The 15,453-nt window shown below is 68.9% G+C and carries 15 protein-coding genes and 2 tRNA genes; 14 read left to right on the forward strand and 3 right to left on the reverse strand.

Translation table 11 applies throughout. The annotated features are described in order from the left end of the window. Window position 1 precedes the first annotated feature (1 nt). The 10 genes from nagZ (at window position 2) to EBE87_RS21425 (ending at window position 6,453) form a co-directional block, all read left to right on the forward strand. The gene (nagZ, locus tag EBE87_RS21380) at window positions 2-1,006 is read left to right on the forward strand and encodes a beta-N-acetylhexosaminidase (RefSeq protein ID WP_120638220.1); all 1,005 of its coding nucleotides are present in this window, start codon (window positions 2-4) and stop codon (window positions 1,004-1,006) included. Continuing rightward, on the forward strand, window positions 1,003-1,704 hold the full coding sequence (locus tag EBE87_RS21385; protein ID WP_120638221.1) for a site-2 protease family protein: 702 nt from the start codon (window positions 1,003-1,005) through the stop codon (window positions 1,702-1,704). The genes nagZ and EBE87_RS21385 overlap by 4 nt, the downstream gene beginning before the upstream one ends. Continuing rightward, window positions 1,701-2,456: a segregation and condensation protein A gene (locus EBE87_RS21390; RefSeq protein ID WP_120638222.1), complete on the forward strand. Its 756-nt coding sequence runs from the start codon at window positions 1,701-1,703 to the stop codon at window positions 2,454-2,456. The genes EBE87_RS21385 and EBE87_RS21390 overlap by 4 nt, the downstream gene beginning before the upstream one ends. Continuing rightward, complete coding sequence (gene scpB / locus EBE87_RS21395; RefSeq protein ID WP_120638223.1) at window positions 2,443-3,021, forward strand: SMC-Scp complex subunit ScpB; 579 nt, start codon at window positions 2,443-2,445, stop codon at window positions 3,019-3,021. The genes EBE87_RS21390 and scpB overlap by 14 nt, the downstream gene beginning before the upstream one ends. A 231-nt stretch (window positions 3,022-3,252) precedes the next feature. Beyond that, window positions 3,253-3,807 (forward strand): Sec-independent protein translocase protein TatB, encoded by a 555-nt coding sequence (tatB, locus tag EBE87_RS29450; RefSeq protein ID WP_199707339.1) that lies wholly within the window; start codon window positions 3,253-3,255, stop codon window positions 3,805-3,807. Between the two features lie 50 nt (window positions 3,808-3,857). Continuing rightward, on the forward strand, window positions 3,858-4,610 hold the full coding sequence (tatC, locus tag EBE87_RS21405; protein ID WP_120638224.1) for a twin-arginine translocase subunit TatC: 753 nt from the start codon (window positions 3,858-3,860) through the stop codon (window positions 4,608-4,610). Between the two features lie 9 nt (window positions 4,611-4,619). After that, a complete protein-coding gene (gene serS / locus EBE87_RS21410) occupies window positions 4,620-5,888 on the forward strand; it encodes a serine--tRNA ligase (RefSeq protein ID WP_120638225.1) in 1,269 nt (422 codons plus the stop codon). A 47-nt stretch (window positions 5,889-5,935) separates the two neighbouring features. Then, window positions 5,936-6,012 (forward strand) — tRNA-Pro (locus tag EBE87_RS21415). Window positions 6,013-6,034: 22 nt separating this feature from the next. Further along, window positions 6,035-6,358 carry an NADH dehydrogenase ubiquinone Fe-S protein 4 gene (locus EBE87_RS21420; RefSeq protein WP_120638226.1) on the forward strand — a complete coding sequence of 108 codons (324 nt, stop codon included), beginning with the start codon at window positions 6,035-6,037 and terminating at the stop codon, window positions 6,356-6,358. 18 nt (window positions 6,359-6,376) lie between these two features. Further along, window positions 6,377-6,453 (forward strand) — tRNA-Arg (locus EBE87_RS21425). On the opposite strand, the gene EBE87_RS21430 is transcribed toward EBE87_RS21425, so the two are convergent. Further along, window positions 6,441-7,085 (reverse strand): endonuclease/exonuclease/phosphatase family protein, encoded by a 645-nt coding sequence (locus EBE87_RS21430; protein WP_233560146.1) that lies wholly within the window; start codon window positions 7,083-7,085, stop codon window positions 6,441-6,443. The two genes, EBE87_RS21425 and EBE87_RS21430, sit on opposite strands and share 13 nt — an antisense overlap. A gap of 59 nt (window positions 7,086-7,144) precedes the next feature. Beyond that, entirely contained in the window at window positions 7,145-9,304 is a 2,160-nt protein-coding gene (locus EBE87_RS21435; RefSeq protein ID WP_233553188.1) for a VTT domain-containing protein, read from the reverse strand. A 201-nt stretch (window positions 9,305-9,505) separates the two neighbouring features. Here EBE87_RS21435 and trpS point away from each other — a divergent pair, with 201 nt between their 5' ends. Beyond that, entirely contained in the window at window positions 9,506-10,507 is a 1,002-nt protein-coding gene (trpS, locus tag EBE87_RS21440; RefSeq protein ID WP_120638229.1) for a tryptophan--tRNA ligase, read from the forward strand. Here trpS and EBE87_RS21445 read toward each other — a convergent pair. Further along, the gene (locus EBE87_RS21445; protein WP_120638230.1) at window positions 10,504-11,652 is read right to left on the reverse strand and encodes a bifunctional 2-C-methyl-D-erythritol 4-phosphate cytidylyltransferase/2-C-methyl-D-erythritol 2,4-cyclodiphosphate synthase; all 1,149 of its coding nucleotides are present in this window, start codon (window positions 11,650-11,652) and stop codon (window positions 10,504-10,506) included. The two genes, trpS and EBE87_RS21445, sit on opposite strands and share 4 nt — an antisense overlap. Before the next feature lie 102 nt (window positions 11,653-11,754). Between EBE87_RS21445 and dusB the strand changes: the two genes are divergently transcribed. Genes dusB through ntrC form a run of 3 tightly spaced genes read left to right on the forward strand, consistent with a single transcriptional unit; the run spans window position 11,755 to window position 15,436 of the window. After that, window positions 11,755-12,870: a tRNA dihydrouridine synthase DusB gene (gene dusB, locus EBE87_RS21450; protein WP_120638231.1), complete on the forward strand. Its 1,116-nt coding sequence runs from the start codon at window positions 11,755-11,757 to the stop codon at window positions 12,868-12,870. Next, the gene (locus EBE87_RS21455; RefSeq protein WP_120638232.1) at window positions 12,867-13,997 is read left to right on the forward strand and encodes a two-component system sensor histidine kinase NtrB; all 1,131 of its coding nucleotides are present in this window, start codon (window positions 12,867-12,869) and stop codon (window positions 13,995-13,997) included. Before dusB ends, EBE87_RS21455 begins: the two co-directional genes overlap by 4 nt. Continuing rightward, window positions 13,994-15,436 (forward strand): nitrogen regulation protein NR(I), encoded by a 1,443-nt coding sequence (gene ntrC, locus EBE87_RS21460; protein ID WP_120638233.1) that lies wholly within the window; start codon window positions 13,994-13,996, stop codon window positions 15,434-15,436. The genes EBE87_RS21455 and ntrC overlap by 4 nt, the downstream gene beginning before the upstream one ends. The last annotated feature ends 17 nt before the right edge of the window (window positions 15,437-15,453 follow it).

Here is a 15,453-nt window from a genome sequence, read left to right on the forward strand (position 1 = left end):
GATGGCGCCTGCCCGCGCCGTCATCATCGGCCTCTCGGGCCCCGCCTTGCTGGCGGAGGAGGCGGCGCTGCTGCGCCGCTTCCGTCCGGCGGGCGCCATTCTCTTCGCGCGCAACGTGCAGACTCCCGCACAGCTGCTGGCCCTGACCGACGCCATCCGGGAGGAACTGGGGGAGGCTGCGCCCATTCTGGTGGACCAGGAAGGCGGCCGTGTCGCTCGGCTGCGCCCGCCGCACTGGCCCGCTTTTCCGCCGCCCGGCAGCTTCGAGAACCGCAGCCCCGCCGCCGCCGAGGCCAATGCCACGCTGCTGGCCATGGAATGCGTCGCGGCCGGGCTGGATGTGGTCTGCTCCCCGGTGCTGGACCTGCGGCTGCCCGGCGCGCATGGCGTGATCGGTGACCGGGGCTTTTCCGCCAAGCCAGCCGAGGTGATCCGCCTGGCCGAAGCCTGGGTGAGGGGGCTGCAATCCGGCGGCGCCATTCCCGTGCTGAAGCATATGCCAGGGCACGGGCGCGCCATGGTGGACAGCCACCTGGAACTGCCGCGGGTCTCCGCCGGGCACGCCGCCCTCACGGCGGATTTCGCGCCCTTCACGGCTCTGGCACGCTCCGGCGCCTGGGCCATGACGGCGCACCTGCTATACGATGCCCTGGACCCCGAGAAGCCGGCCACGCTGTCGCGGCGCATCATCTCCGGCATCATTCGCCAGGAAATCGGGTTCGATGGCGTGCTGGTTTCGGACGACCTGGACATGAAGGCCCTGTCCGGCAGCCCTGGCGAGCTGGTCAGCGCCGCCCTGGCAGCCGGCTGTGACCTGGCACTGCAATGCTCCGGCGTGCTGGCCGATACCGCCGCGACGCTGGAAGCGGCCTCTCCGCTGACGGAATTGGCCGAAGCCCGGATGGCCGCCGCGCGGGCGGCACGTGACGCTGCCAGCAACGGCGTCTTTCCCGACCCGATCGCCCTGGCAGCCCGCCGGGACGCGCTGCTGCGGGACGTGGCGTGATAGACTGGCTCCCAGAACTCATCGTGGCCATCCTGGCCACGGTGGTCGCGATCACCCTGCACGAGGCGGCGCATGGCTATGCCGCCCTCGCCCTGGGTGACGATACCGCGCGCGAGGCCGGGCGGCTGAGCCTGAACCCGATCCGCCATGTGGACCGTGTCGGCACCATCATCCTGCCCGGCATCCTGCTGGTGACGCAGCTGCTCACCATCGGCCGCGTGGTCGCCATGTTCGGCTGGGCCAAGCCGGTGCCAGTGAACCCCTGGCGGCTGCGCAACCCCCGCTACGGCATGGTGCTCGTGGCGGCGGCGGGGCCGGCCATGAACTTCTTCCTGGCCTGGGTCGCGGCGCTGCTGGCGCATGTGGTGGAGGGGCTGGCCGGCACCCTGCCGCATGAGGTCGTCGAGTTTGGCATCCGCTTCATCGCGCTCTCGATCATGGCGAATCTGCTGCTCGGCCTGTTCAACCTGCTGCCCATCCCGCCGCTGGATGGCGGCCGGATCGCCGTTGGCCTGCTGCCTCGCGCCCTGGCGGCGCCGCTGGCCAGGACCGAGCGGTTCGGCCTGCTGCTGGTGATGCTGATGATCCTGCTGCTGCCCCGCCTTGGGCCGCAATACGACGTCATCGGCTGGTTGTCCGGTATCGTCACCGGCCCGGCCTTCCGCCTGGTGCTGTGGCTGGCAGGGCACCCGGTATGAGCGACACGCTGCACCTGCAGCTTGAAGGCTTCGAAGGCCCGCTGGACCTGTTGCTCGACCTCGCACGGGCGCAGAAGCTGGATATCGCCAGCATCTCGATCCTGTCGCTGGTGGACCAGTACCTCGCCGTGATCGAGGGCGCCCGCCGGGTGCGGCTGGAACTGGCCGCGGACTGGCTGGTCATGGCCGCCTGGCTGGCTTGGCTGAAGTCCCGCCTGCTGCTGCCGGAGGACCCGCAGCAGGAAGAGGATGCCGAAGCCCTGGCCGGGCAACTGGCCGAGCGGCTGGCGGAGCTGGAGCGGATGCGGGCCGCCGCCGTCTGGTTGGGGCGGCAGCCGCAGCTGGGGCAACAGGTTTTCCCGCGCGGGGCGCCGGAAAGCTTCACCACGACCGACCGCAGCGGACTGGCCGCCGAGTTGCCCGCGCTGTTGCGCGGCTATGTCGATGCGCTGCGCCGCGCCGCGGCCAAGCGCCCCTACCGGCCGAAGCAGCGCCAGCTCTGGACCGTGCAGAACGCACTGGACCGGCTGGCCCGCATGGTCGGCGGCTTGCCGGACTGGGGCGACCTGCTGCAGTTCCTGCCGGAACAGGCGCTGGACCCGGTGGAGCGCCGCGCCGCCATGGCCAGCACCCTGGTGGCGGGACTTGAACTGGCGCGTGGCGGCGATATCGAACTGCGGCAGGAAGCCGCCTTCGGCCCCATTCTGCTGCGCCGCAACGACATGCTGGAGAGGCGCGATGTCGCTGCCTGAGGACGAGGCCCAGCCGGGCACCATGGCACCTGTCGAGCACGCGCTGCGGCTGGCGGAGGCGCTGATCTTCGCCTCCGACCGCCCGGTGCCGCTGGACCGGCTGCAATCCTTCCTGCCGGATGGGTTGCGGGCCGAGGCTGTGCTGACGCTGCTGACCGCCCGCTATGCCGGGCGCGGCGTGGAACTGGCGGAGGTCGGCGGCGGCTATGCCTTCCGCACTGCGCCGGACCTTGCCCCGATGCTGACCAAGGTGGTGGAAGTGCCGCGCCGGCTGCCCCGCGCGGCCATGGAGGCGCTGGCGATCATCGCCTACCACCAGCCGGTGACGCGCACCGAGATCGAGGAGATCCGCGGCGCCAGCCTGGCCCAGAGCACACTCGAAGTGCTGCTGGAGAATGGCCTGATCGCGCCGCGCGGGCGCAAGGAAGTGCCGGGCCGCCCGGTCCTCTGGGGCTCCACCCCGCGTTTCCTGGAGCAGTTCGGGCTGCGGGCGCTGACCGATCTGCCGCGCCGGGACGAGTTGCTGGCGGCCGAGGCGACCCCTCAGCCGCCCCCGCCGGCCTAGCGCATCCAGGGGGGGTTTCACGTTTCGCGTGAAGCCGGGTTAGATTGCCGGATGGCGCGCCGCCCCCCCCCCGCATGGCTGGACGCGATTTCACGCGCCCCTTCCTGCGGAGGGCGGGCAGCGCGCCTAGATAAGGTGGCGACGGGAGTTCGGTGGCAGGGGCCGATTGGCGTTGCCGCCGGTTCCTGCTAACGGAAGCGGCCCCCGGTTCCCGGGGGGAGTGGGAAGCACATGTTCGATCTTGCCTGGTCCGAGATTGCCCTGATTGCCGTGGTGGCCATCGTGGTGATCGGGCCCAAGGACCTGCCGGATGCCATCCGCAACGTCGCCAAGGGCGTCAAGAAGCTCCGGTCCATGGCCGCCGAGTTCCAGACCCATGCCGATGAACTGGTGAAGGAAGCGAAGCTTGAGGATGTGCGGCAGCAGATCCAGGAGATCCGCAACTTCGACCTGAAGGGCACCATCGAGCGCGCGGTGGACAACGACGGCGAGATCCGCCGTACCTTCAACGACAATCCGCTGAAGGATGCCTGGAAGCCGACGACGGAGGCTAACTCCGCCGTGCATGGGCCCACGCCGCCAGCCGGCAGCGTGACCTCCGACACCGCGCCGGCCTCGACGCCAGAGGCACCGGCCTTCGTGCCGCCCACGGTGGCTGCCTTCCATGCCGATGCGCAGCGTGATGTCACGGCGCCCGCGCCGCCGCCCTCGACGACTCCGCCGCAGATCGACGGTGCCGCCGCGCCGGAGAAGCCTGCCACCCCGCCCGCAACTCCGACCACCTGAGAAATTCATCCGTGCCACGGCAAGAAGAAGACCAGATCGACGACAAGCCGATGCCGCTGATCGAGCATCTGCTCGAACTGCGCACGCGCCTGCTGTGGTCGCTGGGTGCTTTCATTATCGCCTTCGCGATCTGCTACTACTTCTCGACGCAGATCTACGGCTTCCTGGCCCGCCCACTGGCCCAGATCCTGCACGAGCAGAGCGGCGGCGAGCGGCGGATGATCTTCACCGCCCTTTATGAAGCTTTCTTCACCTACCTGAAGGTGGCCTTCTTCGGCGCGGTCTTCATCAGCTTCCCGATGTGGGCGACGCAGCTCTGGCTGTTCATCGCCCCCGGCCTCTACCGCAGCGAGAAGCGGGCGCTGCTGCCTTTCCTGCTTGCCTCGCCCATCCTGTTCATCATGGGCGCGGCGCTGGCCTACTACTTCATCTTCCCGCTGGCCTGGAAGTTCTTCATCTCCTTCGAGACGCCTCCGGGCGGCGGTGCGCTGCCGGTGCAGCTTGAGGCCAAGGTTAGCGAATACCTGAGCCTGGTCATGCACATGATCCTGGCCTTCGGCGCGGCCTTCCAGCTTCCCGTGGCGCTGACGCTGCTGGCCAAGGTGGGCATCGTCTCGGTCGATGGGCTGAAGAAGGCGCGGCGCTACGCCATTGTCGGCATGTTCGCCATCTCGGCCATCATCACGCCGCCGGACATCATCAGCCAGATCGGCCTCGCCCTGCCGCTGATCCTTCTCTACGAAATCTCGATCCTGGCCGCAGGCTGGATGACGCCGAAGCGCGACGACGAAGACAAGAACTGAGCCTCCGCCATGCATGACACCCGTATCGTCCGCGCCGATCCGGCGGCTTTTGACGCCGCCCTGGCCCGCCGCGCGCTGCCGCCGGCCGCCGAGGCCATCCTGGAGCAGGACAATATCCGCCGCGCGGCCCAGACCGCGCTGCAGGAGTTGCAGGCTCGCCGCAACCAGTTGTCGAAGGAAATCGGCATCGGCAAGCGCCAGGGGGCCGATACCGCCGCGCTGGAAGCCGAGGCGACGGCGCTGCGCGGCCGCATGGAAGCCCTGGAGGCCGAGGCGAAGGCCGCTGACGCCGCCCAGACCAGCCTGCTGGAAACCCTGCCCAACCTGCTGGACGACAGCGTGCCCGAGGGGCGCGAGGAATCGGACAACGTCGTGCTGCACCAGCACGGCAACCCGCCGAACCTGCCCTTCACGCCGAAGCAGCATTTCGAGATCGGCGAGGCGCTGGGGCTGATGGATTTCGCCGGCGCCGCCAAGCTGGCTGGTGCCCGCTTCACGGTGCTGAAGGGGCAGCTGGCGCGGCTGGAGCGGGCGCTCGGGCAGTACATGCTCTCCCTGCACGTGGATGAGCATGGCTTCACCGAGACCTCGGTGCCGCTGCTGGTGAACGATGCCACCATGTACGGCACCGGGCAGCTGCCGAAGTTCAAGGAAGACCTGTTCCACACCGACGACGGCCGCTGGCTGATCCCCACCGCCGAGGTGCCGCTGACCAATCTGGTGGCGGGCGAGATCCTGGCGGAAGACGCGCTGCCGGTGCGGCTGACCTCGCTATCGCCCTGCTTCCGCTCGGAAGCCGGCAGCGCGGGACGGGACACGCGCGGCATGCTGCGCCAGCACCAGTTCACCAAGGTGGAGATGGTCTCCATCACCACCCCCGAGCAGTCGGAAGCCGAGCACGAGCGCATGACCCAGTGCGCCGAGCGGGTGCTGACCGAGCTGGGGCTGGTCTGGCGCCGCATCGTGCTCTGCGCCGGCGACACCGGCTTCTCCGCCACCAAGACCTATGACCTGGAGGTCTGGCTTCCAGGTCAGGCGGCCTGGCGGGAGATTTCCTCCTGTTCCAACTGCCGCGATTTCCAGGCACGCCGCATGGGCGGGCGCTACCGGCCGAAGGAAGGGAAGGGCACCGCCTTCCTGCATACGCTCAACGGCTCCGGCGTCGCCGTGGGCCGTGCCTTGATCGCGGTGCTGGAAACGCACCAGCAGGAGGATGGCCGAGTGGCCATTCCGGCCGTTCTGGCACCCTGGATGGGCGGATTGAGCCACATCGGCTGAAGGCCCCCGTTGCGCCGGAACGCAATCGGCCATAATTAGCAAGCAGTCGGGGCGTGGCGCAGCCTGGTAGCGCATTTGGTTTGGGACCAAAGGGCCGGAGGTTCGAATCCTCTCGCCCCGACCACCGCAATATCGGGATCTGCTCCATGAGCCGCGACATCGCCATTGCCCGCATTCACTATTCGGCAGGCTCGGCCATGCAGTCGGGCAAGGGCAGGCTGCGGGGTTGGGTGCTGGAATACGCGCCCTCCGAGAGCCGTAAGCTCGACCCCCTGATGGGCTGGTCCGGCTCGGGCGATACCCGCGCGCAGCTCCGCCTCAGCTTCTCCACGCGGGAAGCCGCGGAAGCCTATGCCCGCGCCAATGGCATCGCCTATGAGGTCGAGAACGAGCCTGCCGCAACCGCGATCAAGCCCAAGACCTATGCCGAGAATTTCCGCTACGGCCGGTCTGAGAACTGGACCCACTAGGGTCCAGGCCCTGCTTCCGCGTCCTTAGCTCAACTGGATAGAGCAACCGGCTTCTACCCGGTTGGTTGGGGGTTCAAGTCCCTCAGGGCGCGCCAGCTTCCTTCAGCTTTCCCGGCATATGCAGCTCGGCCACCACCGGCAGATGGTCGGAGGCCAGCCGCCCGGTCATATCCCGCCAGTTGCGCCCCAGCAGCGAGGCAGGCCGGCAGAAGATGCGGTCGAGCTTCAGGGCCGGCAGCCGGGAAGGAAAGGTGCGGTGCCGTGTCCGCGCCGGCATCTGCGACGCCAGAGCCCGGAACACCGGCCCACGCCATCCCCATTCGTTGAAATCCCCCAGCACCACCAGCGGGCCTTCCAACCGCCGCACCAGGGCAGCGAGGCGTGTAGCCTGCGTGTAGCGCTCGCGCTGCAGCAGCCCAAGGTGGGTGGAAATCACCCGCAGGGCACCCGCCGGCGTGGCGATCTCCGCCTCGATCGCCACGCGGGGCTCGCGCCCGGGGTGGGAGAGGTCGTGCAACGCGCTCTGCTTGATGGGCCAGCGGCTGAGCAGCATGTGGCCATAGGCGCCATCCTTGGCCCGGATGGTCTCGGCCAGGGCATGGCCTGGCAGGTGGCCGCGCAGTGCCGTGAAGCCACAATGGTCATTGCCGCGCCCACGGCTGTCCACTTCCTGCACCGCCAGGATGTCCGGGGCCTGCCGGCGGATGAGGCCGAGCACCCGGTGCATGTCACACACCCCGTCGGTCCCGATGCCTCCATGGATGTTCCAGGTCATAACCCGCAGGATCACGCCGCGGCGTCTCGCTTACGGTCCATCATACGGCGGAAGCGCTTGATGAGGCTTTGCAGCCCGAAGGAGAGGGCGCCCCAGCAGATGAGCACCACAACAAAGCCCAGGATGTCGGTCAGCGATGGTTCGGTGAGGATTCGCAGCAAGCGGTCGCCCAGCGCCGTCATCAGCAGCAGGCCGGGCGCCAACCCCAGCGCGGTCCCCACGACATAGTCCAGCAGCGGAATACGGATCGCGCCCGCGACGAGGTTGACCAGCGTGAAGGGCGCGATCGGCATCAGCCGTACCATGGTCACGGCCAGGATGCCGTTATTGGCGATGCTACGGCTGACCCTGTTGATGCGCGGGCCAATAATCTTTCGCAGCAGGCCCGGCCCCATACGGCGCCCGACCAGATAAGTCAGCACCGCGCTGACCATGGCACCCACCGCGGCATAGAGCAGGCCGGGCCAGAGCCCGAAGGCGGCGGCGGTGGCCACGATCAGCACATTCACCGGGAAGGCCACCAGCCCTAGCAGCATGAAAAGCCCCAGCGCCAGCAGCGGCCCCAGGGAGCCGCCGGCTTCCATGGAGGCGCTGAAAGCCTGGGGGTTCATGAACTCGGACAAGGGTGTGTACCGCCAGGCCACACCCAGGATCACGATCGGCGCCACCACCAGCCCGATCCGTAGCCAGAGCGCCATGCCGCCGCCAGCGGCGGGTGCCTCGTCGGCGTCGAAATCGGCCAGCAGGGTTTCGGGGCCTATCGGGCGCCGCGGATCTGCGACGGCTTCGATCTGTGGCACGCCTTCGCCCTCCGCGAGCTCACCATCGTCGATCGGCAGCAGCCGACGCTTCCGGCTATGCAGTTGATTCAATGCCTTGAACAGCGACCCATCCCGGGTCAGTGCCGCGACCTGCTCCGGCTTCACGCCCAGATGCTCGGCCAGCATGCGGTCCCGAACGCGGCGGATGCCGGCGCGGGTCGCCTCGTCCCGTGCCTCGACCACCAGGTCGCATTCGGTGTCGGTGGCCATGGAGCGGTTGCAGAGATTGGCGGAGCCGATGCGCAGCAGCCGGTCATCGACGATCATGACCTTGGCATGCACCATCACGTCGGCCTGCGGGCCACGGCGGTCGCCCACATGGGGGAACATCATGCGGACCCGGTCCGCGACGCCCGCCTGCCGCAGCAGCATCATGAAGCGGATGCGGCCGGCCAGCATGGTGCGATGCTCCAGCCAGGTATGGTGGGTGCGGGGGCCGAGCAGCACCACCTCCAGCTCCGGCTTCAGCAGCATCCGCTTGGCCAGCCGGGCGGCGAGGTTCAGGTTGGTGTAGAACTGGTTCTCGGCATAGATGCAGCGCTCGGCGCTGTCGATCATGGCTTCGAAGAGGCGTTCGACCTCCCGGATCTCGGGCTCATTCTCCCAGGCGGCCTGGGTGCGGGCGATGCCCACCTCCACGTTCCGCAGGTCTGGCTGGACCGAGCGCGGCCAGAGGTCCGGGTCACCAGGGCGCGGCGGATGCCGGGGCGGCAGGTCCTCGCAGGCACCACGGGACCAGCGGGCGCGAAACAGATCCGCCAGCGCACCGGCGGCCTCGCCGTCCACCACCATCTGCACATCGTGAAAGGGCAGGTAGGGCACGTCGCGGGGGTCGACGCGGTGCGGGTTCAGCGGGGAATGGGCCGGGGTGTCCCAGCGCCGGATCGTCAGGTCCAGGCCGCCCGAGAAGGCCAGCCGGTCGTCGATCACCACCACCTTCTGGTGGTGGGAAGCGCCGAGCGGCACTTCGTCATCCAGGCACAACTCGATCTGCGCCGGGGTGTTCCAGTGCAGGGAAAGCGCCGGAAGCACCTCGCGCTCCAGGGCGTAAAGAACTGAATAGTCCCACAACAACAGCTTCACGCGCAGTTGCGGCTTGTGGCCCACCAGGGCGGCCAGGAAAGGGCCCAAAGTCACCGGCAGGTCGTCCTTGGGCTCGCCCGAAGGGCCCACCAGTGGCGCGCGGCTGTCGATATCCCAGCCGGCGATAAGGATGCTTTCCTCGGCCTTCAGCAAAGCCTCGCGAAGCGCACCATAATAGGTGGAGGCATCCACCAGCACGCTGGCGCGATGAGCATGCTCCTGCCGCCACACGGTATCGCCCTCCCGCACCACCGCGGGCACGGCCATTCCGGCGGAAGACCCGCGGTCGTCCGGCTGGCGAGATGCGACAGGCGCAAGAAGATGATGCATGGCCGGCTTTGAACGCAGCGCAGCACGAAAAGTCACGGCGGATGCCGCCAAAAATTGTCCGGTCCGGGCTGCGCCGCTTGACGCCGGAGGCCTCGCGCGGGATCACCCGCAGGACTTGGCGCAAGGGGTATTTTGGCGATGCAGCGCGTATTTTCCGGGATCCAGCCCTCCGGTATTCCGACCCTCGGCAATTATCTGGGCGCCATCCGCAACTGGGTGCCCATGATGGACGATCATGAATGCATCTATTGCGTAGTCGATCTGCATGCCATCACCCAGCCCTTCGACCACAAGGAACTGGCCCGCGCGACGCGGGAGATGGCGGCTGCCCTGATTGCCTGCGGTGTGGACCCTGACCGTTGCACGCTCTTCGTGCAAAGCCATGTCCATGCCCACGCCCGCTTGGCCTGGATCTTCAACTGCGTGGCCCGTATCGGCTGGCTGAACCGCATGACGCAGTTCAAGGACAAGGCTGGCAAGGACCGGGAGAACGCGGGCTCCGGCCTCTACGTTTACCCGAACCTGATGGCCGCCGACATCCACGCCTACCACGCCACCCGCGTGCCGGTGGGCGAGGACCAGAAGCAGCACCTGGAACTGGCGAACGACATCGCGCAGAAGTTCAACCATGACTTCGGCGTGGAATTCTTCCCGAATATCGAGCCGATGATCCAGGGCGTGGCCGCGCGCGTCATGTCGCTGCGCGACGGCACCAAGAAGATGTCGAAGTCCGACCCCTCGGACCAGTCGCGCATCAACCTAACGGACGATGCCGATGCCATCGCCCTGAAGATCCGCCGTGCCAAGACCGACCCCGAGCCGCTGCCTTCCGAGCTGGCCGGGCTGGAAGGGCGGCCCGAGGCGCGCAACCTGGTGGGCATCCTGGCCGCCGTGACCGATGCCACTCCGGCCGATGTGCTGCGGGACCATGCCGGCAAGGGCTTCGGCGCCTTCAAGGAAGTGCTGACCGAGGCTCTGGTGGCGCATCTGAGCCCCATCCAGGCCGAGATGACCCGCCTGCTGGCCGACCCGGCCGCCGTGGATGCCGCGCTCCGCAAGGGTGCGGACCGCGCCTCCGCCATCGCCGAGCCGATCGTGACGAAGGCGGAGGAGATCGTGGGCTTCCTGCCCCGGCGTTAAGCCGAGGGCAGGAGGAGCGTCGCCGCCGCCTGGGCGGCGATGCCTTCGCCACGGCCGGTGAAGCCCAGCCGCTCCGTGGTGGTGGCCTTCACGGAGACGCGGGCGACGGGAATACCCATCAGTTCCGCCAGCCGGGCACGCATGGCCTCGGCATGCGGGCCGATCTTGGGCTTCTCGCAGATCAGCGTCACGTCGGCATGTGTGATCATGCCGCCGCGCGCCGCCACCCGGCCGGCGGCATGGCGCAGGAAGCGGGCGCTGTCCGCGTCCTTCCATTCCATGTCGCTGGGCGGGAAGTGGCGGCCGATATCGCCTTCCGCCAGGGCACCATAGATGGCGTCGCAGAGCGCGTGCAGCCCCACATCGGCATCCGAATGCCCGTCCAGCCCCAGCGGATGCGGGATCGTGACGCCGCACAAGATCAAGGGGCGGCCCTCGACCAGCCGGTGCACGTCGAAGCCGGTACCCATGGCGGGCAGGAAGCGCGGCAGCAGGGCGGCCTCGGCGCGGGCCAGGTCTTCGGGATAGGTCACTTTCAGGTTGCTCTCCGATCCAGGAAGCAGGGCGACGGGAAGGCCGGCGGCTTCCAGCAGGGCGGCATCATCGGTGGCTTCCGCCGTCGCGTCACGATGCGCCTGAAGCAGGGCAGGGAAGCGGAAGGCCTGCGGCGTCTGCGCCCGATAAAGACCGGCGCGGGGCACGGTGCGCTGGATGGCGCCCTCGGCGCCGGCCTTCAGCGTATCGGTGACCGGCTGAGCGGGGATGGCGCCGGGATAGACCTCCAGCGCCGCCAGCAGCGCCGGCACTGTGCCCCGCGGCAGGACAGGCCGGGCGCCGTCATGCACCAGCACGGCATCCGGGGGAGAGGCGGCCAGGGCCTCCAGGCCAGCGCGGACGCTATCCTGCCGCGTGGCACCTCCGGCGACTGGCGGCAGGCAGGGCAGGCCCTCCAGCATGGCCGCCACCCGCGCTTCCTCGCCCGCCGCCACGACGGGCAGGAGGGCCTGGACGGCACCATCGGCCAGCAAGGCCTCAGCGGCGTGGCGCAGGATGGGACAGCCCAGCAGTTGGCTGTATTGCTTCGGCTCGGCGGCTCCGAAGCGGGACCCGCTTCCGGCCGCCATCAACAGGGCGATGACGCGCATGGCGCGGAACCTATCCGCCTGCCGCAAGGCTGACCAGAGGCGCCATGCTGAAGGCGGATCGGCATGGACGCGAGGGGCTTTGCGCCTTAGATTGCCCAAATCATGAGCATCGCGACACCGCACGACAACGCCGCCCCGTCTTCCGCGGCCGAGGCCGTCACGCCGCCACGCCTGCGGCCCATCCAGGTGGGGCCGCTGCGCATTGACGCGCCGGTGATCCTGGCACCCATGTCGGGCGTCACCGACCTGCCGTTCCGCCGGCTGTGCCGGGAGCTGCAGGCGCCGATGGTAGTCAGTGAGATGATCGCCAGCCAAGCCATGGTGAGGGAGAACCGCGCCACGCTGAAGATGGCCGAGGTCGATGGCTTCGGTGGCCCTGCCAGTGTGCAGTTGGCCGGGTGCGACCCCCAGGTGATGGCCGAGGCCGCCAAGCTGGCAGCGGACCGTGGCGCTGCCATCATCGACATCAACTTCGGCTGCCCGGTGAAGAAGGTCGCCATCGGCCAGCAGGCCGGCAGCGCGCTGATGCGCGACGAGATCGGCGCCGCCCGCATCCTGGATGCGGTGGTGAAGGCGGTGGACGTGCCTGTGACGCTGAAGATGCGCATGGGCTGGGACCACAGCAACCTGAACGCCCCGCGCCTGTCCAAGATCGCCGAGGACTGCGGTATCAAGCTGGTGACCGTGCATGGCCGCACCCGGCAGATGCTCTATACCGGCACCGCCGACTGGGCCTTCGTGGCCAAGGTGAAGGCGGCCGTGAGCCTTCCCGTCATCGTCAACGGCGATATCCTGACGCCCGAGCACGCCGCCGAGGCGCTGCGGCAATCCGGCGCGGATGGCGTGATGATCGGGCGTGGCTGCTATGGCCGCCCCTGGCTGCTGGCGCAGGTGGCCGAGTATCTGACCACCGGCGCCCTGCTGCCGGAGCCGGACCTCGCCACCCATTACGACATCCTGCTGCGCCATTACCGCGCCATGCTCGACCATCACGGCGCCGGCCCGGGCGTCCGCATGGCCCGCAAGCACCTGGCCTGGTATTCCAAGGGCCTGCCCGGCTCCGCCGAGTTCCGCGTGCGCGTTAACCATGCCGAGACGCCGGAAGCCACCGAGGCGGTGCTGGAAGCCTTCTACCGCCCGCTGATCGAGCAGGGCGTGCAGGTGGTGCGGGAAGCCTTCTCCGCCGCGGGGCGGGATGAGGATGCCATGGCGGCATGAACATCTTTACCCGCCATCCCGCCGCGGAGGTCGCACTGCCTGACAGCATCGCGGTGCTGTCAGCCCTGCCGGTGCCGGTGGTGGTGCTGGATGCCGGCAACCGCTTCCTTTCCGCCAATCCGGCGGCGGAGCAGTTCTTTCAGCTTTCCTTCGCCTCGCTGGCGCAGCACCGGCTGTCGGACCTGATTCCCTCCGATACCAGGCTCTTCGCGCTGGTGGACCAGGTGCGGAACCAGGATGCGCCGGTGTCCGACCATGACCTGACGCTGGAAAGCCCGCGCCTGCACCGGACAGGCGTCGCGGCCCATGGCGCGCCACTGCCCGAGATCTCGGGCGCTGTGGTGCTGACGCTGCAGGATGGCAGCAAGGCACAGAAGCTGGACCGCCAGCTGAACTTCCGCGGTGCCGCGCGCGGTGCCTCTGCCATGGCCGCGATGCTCGCGCATGAGGTCAAGAACCCGCTTTCCGGCATCCGGGGCGCCGCGCAGTTGCTGGAGCAATCCGCCAGCGAGGACGACCGCGAGCTCTGCGTTCTGATCCAGGACGAGGCCGACCGCATCCGCACGCTGGTGGAGCGGATGGAGATGTTCTCCGAACGCCCGACCGACTGCGGCGTGGTGAATATCCACGAGGTGCTGGACCACGTCCGCCGGATCGCCAGCCGTGGCTTCGCCAGCCACCTCCGCATCGTGGAGGATTACGACCCTTCGCTGCCGCCGGTCTGGGGCAACCGGGACTTCCTGGTGCAGATCCTGCTCAACCTCGTGAAGAACGCTGCCGAGGCGGTGGACCCGCAGGGCGGCGAGATCCAGCTTTCCACCGCCTATCACCACGGCGTGCGCATCGCCATTCCCGGGTCGCGGGAGCGGGTGCATCTGCCCTTGCAGGTGAGTGTGCGCGACAACGGCCCCGGCATCGACGAGGATGTGCGCGCGACGCTCTGGGAGCCCTTCGTCACCACCAAGCGGGGCGGGCAGGGGCTTGGCCTCGCCATGGTCGCCAAGCTGGTGGCGGACCAGGGCGCCCTGATCGAATGCGACAGCCGCCCTGGCCGCACCGTGTTCCGCCTTTCCCTGCCCATGCCTCCCGCCGACCTGCCGGCCATGATCGAGACCCGCACCGAATGACCGACAGCCGCACCATCCTGATCGCTGATGACGACCGCGCCATCCGCACGGTGCTGTCCCAGGCCCTTGGCCGCGCCGGCTACACGGTGCGCGCCACATCCTCCGCCGCCACGCTCTGGCGCTGGGTGGAGGACGGGGCCGGCGATCTGGTGATCACCGATGTCATCATGCCGGATGAGAACGGGCTGGACCTGGTGCCGCGCATCAAGCGCGTGCGGCCGGACCTGCGCGTGGTGGTGATGTCGGCGCAGTCCACCTTCGTCACCGCCGTGAAGGCCGCGCAGCGCGGCGCCTTCGAATACCTGCCCAAGCCCTTCGACCTGAAGGAGTTGCTGGCCGTCGTGGCCCGCGCGCTGACCGCGCCCGCCGCGCCCCAGCCCGAGACGGACGAGGGCACCGAGGGCGAGCGCCTGCCGCTGGTCGGCCGCAGCCAGGCGATGCAGGAGATCTACCGCACGGTCGCCCGCCTCACGACCACCGACCTGACCGTGATGGTCACGGGTGAGAGCGGCACCGGCAAGGAACTGATCGCCCGCGCGTTGCATGACTATGGCCGCCGCCGCACCGGCCCCTTCGTCGCCATCAACATGGCCGCCATTCCGCGCGAATTGATCGAGAGCGAGTTGTTCGGCCATGAACGCGGCGCCTTCACCGGCGCCCTGGCGCGTGGCGTCGGGCGCTTCGAGCAGGCGGCCGGCGGCACCCTGTTTCTGGACGAGATCGGCGACATGCCGCCGGAAGCCCAGACACGCCTGCTGCGCGTGCTGCAGGAAGGCGAGTTCACTACCGTCGGCGGGCGCAGCCCCATCAAGGCCAATGTCCGCATCGTGGCCGCCACGCACCGGGACCTGCGGCAGGCGATCCGCCAGGGCCTGTTCCGCGAGGATCTGTTCTACCGCCTCAATGTGGTGCCCATCCGCCTGCCGCCGCTGCGGGAGCGGATGGAGGACATCCCGCTGCTGGCCCGCCACTTCCTGGAGCGCGCGAAGAATGCCGGCCTGCCGTCCAAGCAATTGGATCAGGAGGCCGTGGAACGGCTGCGCCGCCATAGCTGGCCGGGCAATGCGCGCGAGCTGGAGAACCTGATGCGGCGCCTCGCGGCCCTCTATCCGCAGGAGGTGATCGGCGCCGACGCCGTGAACAACGAGCTGGCCGAGGCCGAGCCGGTGAGCGAGCCGGAGCTGCGGGCGCCCGAGACGCTGGAGCAGGCGGTGGAACGCCACCTGACCACCTTCGTCGCGGCCCAGAAGGACGGCCTGCCGGTGCGTGACCTTTACGAGCGCGTGCTGGCCGAGGTGGAGCGGCCGCTGCTGCGGCTGGCGCTGGCGGCCACACGGGGTAACCAGATCAAGGCCGCCGCCATGCTCGGCCTGAACCGCAATACGCTGCGCAAGAAAATCCGGGAGCTGGATCTCCCGGTGGTGCGCGGTCTGTCGTGAGCCGCGCGGCGGGCAGC

Source organism: Teichococcus wenyumeiae, assembly GCF_003696345.1.
GTDB lineage: Bacteria > Pseudomonadota > Alphaproteobacteria > Acetobacterales > Acetobacteraceae > Pseudoroseomonas > Pseudoroseomonas wenyumeiae.

Bases quoted from the DNA above. Each gene is read 5' to 3' on its own strand.
- nagZ (WP_120638220.1), top strand. From the start codon at position 2: ATGGCGCCTGCCCGCGCCGTCATCATCGGCCTCTCGGGCCCCGCCTTG.
- EBE87_RS21390 (WP_120638222.1), top strand. From the start codon at position 1,701: ATGAGCGACACGCTGCACCTGCAGCTTGAAGGCTTCGAAGGCCCGCTG.
- scpB (WP_120638223.1), top strand. From the start codon at position 2,443: ATGTCGCTGCCTGAGGACGAGGCCCAGCCGGGCACCATGGCACCTGTC.
- tatB (WP_199707339.1), top strand. From the start codon at position 3,253: ATGTTCGATCTTGCCTGGTCCGAGATTGCCCTGATTGCCGTGGTGGCC.
- tatC (WP_120638224.1), top strand. From the start codon at position 3,858: ATGCCGCTGATCGAGCATCTGCTCGAACTGCGCACGCGCCTGCTGTGG.
- serS (WP_120638225.1), top strand. From the start codon at position 4,620: ATGCATGACACCCGTATCGTCCGCGCCGATCCGGCGGCTTTTGACGCC.
- EBE87_RS21420 (WP_120638226.1), top strand. From the start codon at position 6,035: ATGAGCCGCGACATCGCCATTGCCCGCATTCACTATTCGGCAGGCTCG.
- EBE87_RS21430 (WP_233560146.1), bottom strand. From the start codon at position 7,085: ATGCACCGGGTGCTCGGCCTCATCCGCCGGCAGGCCCCGGACATCCTG.
- EBE87_RS21435 (WP_233553188.1), bottom strand. From the start codon at position 9,304: ATGGCCGTGCCCGCGGTGGTGCGGGAGGGCGATACCGTGTGGCGGCAG.
- trpS (WP_120638229.1), top strand. From the start codon at position 9,506: ATGCAGCGCGTATTTTCCGGGATCCAGCCCTCCGGTATTCCGACCCTC.
- EBE87_RS21445 (WP_120638230.1), bottom strand. From the start codon at position 11,652: ATGCGCGTCATCGCCCTGTTGATGGCGGCCGGAAGCGGGTCCCGCTTC.
- dusB (WP_120638231.1), top strand. From the start codon at position 11,755: ATGAGCATCGCGACACCGCACGACAACGCCGCCCCGTCTTCCGCGGCC.
- EBE87_RS21455 (WP_120638232.1), top strand. From the start codon at position 12,867: ATGAACATCTTTACCCGCCATCCCGCCGCGGAGGTCGCACTGCCTGAC.
- ntrC (WP_120638233.1), top strand. From the start codon at position 13,994: ATGACCGACAGCCGCACCATCCTGATCGCTGATGACGACCGCGCCATC.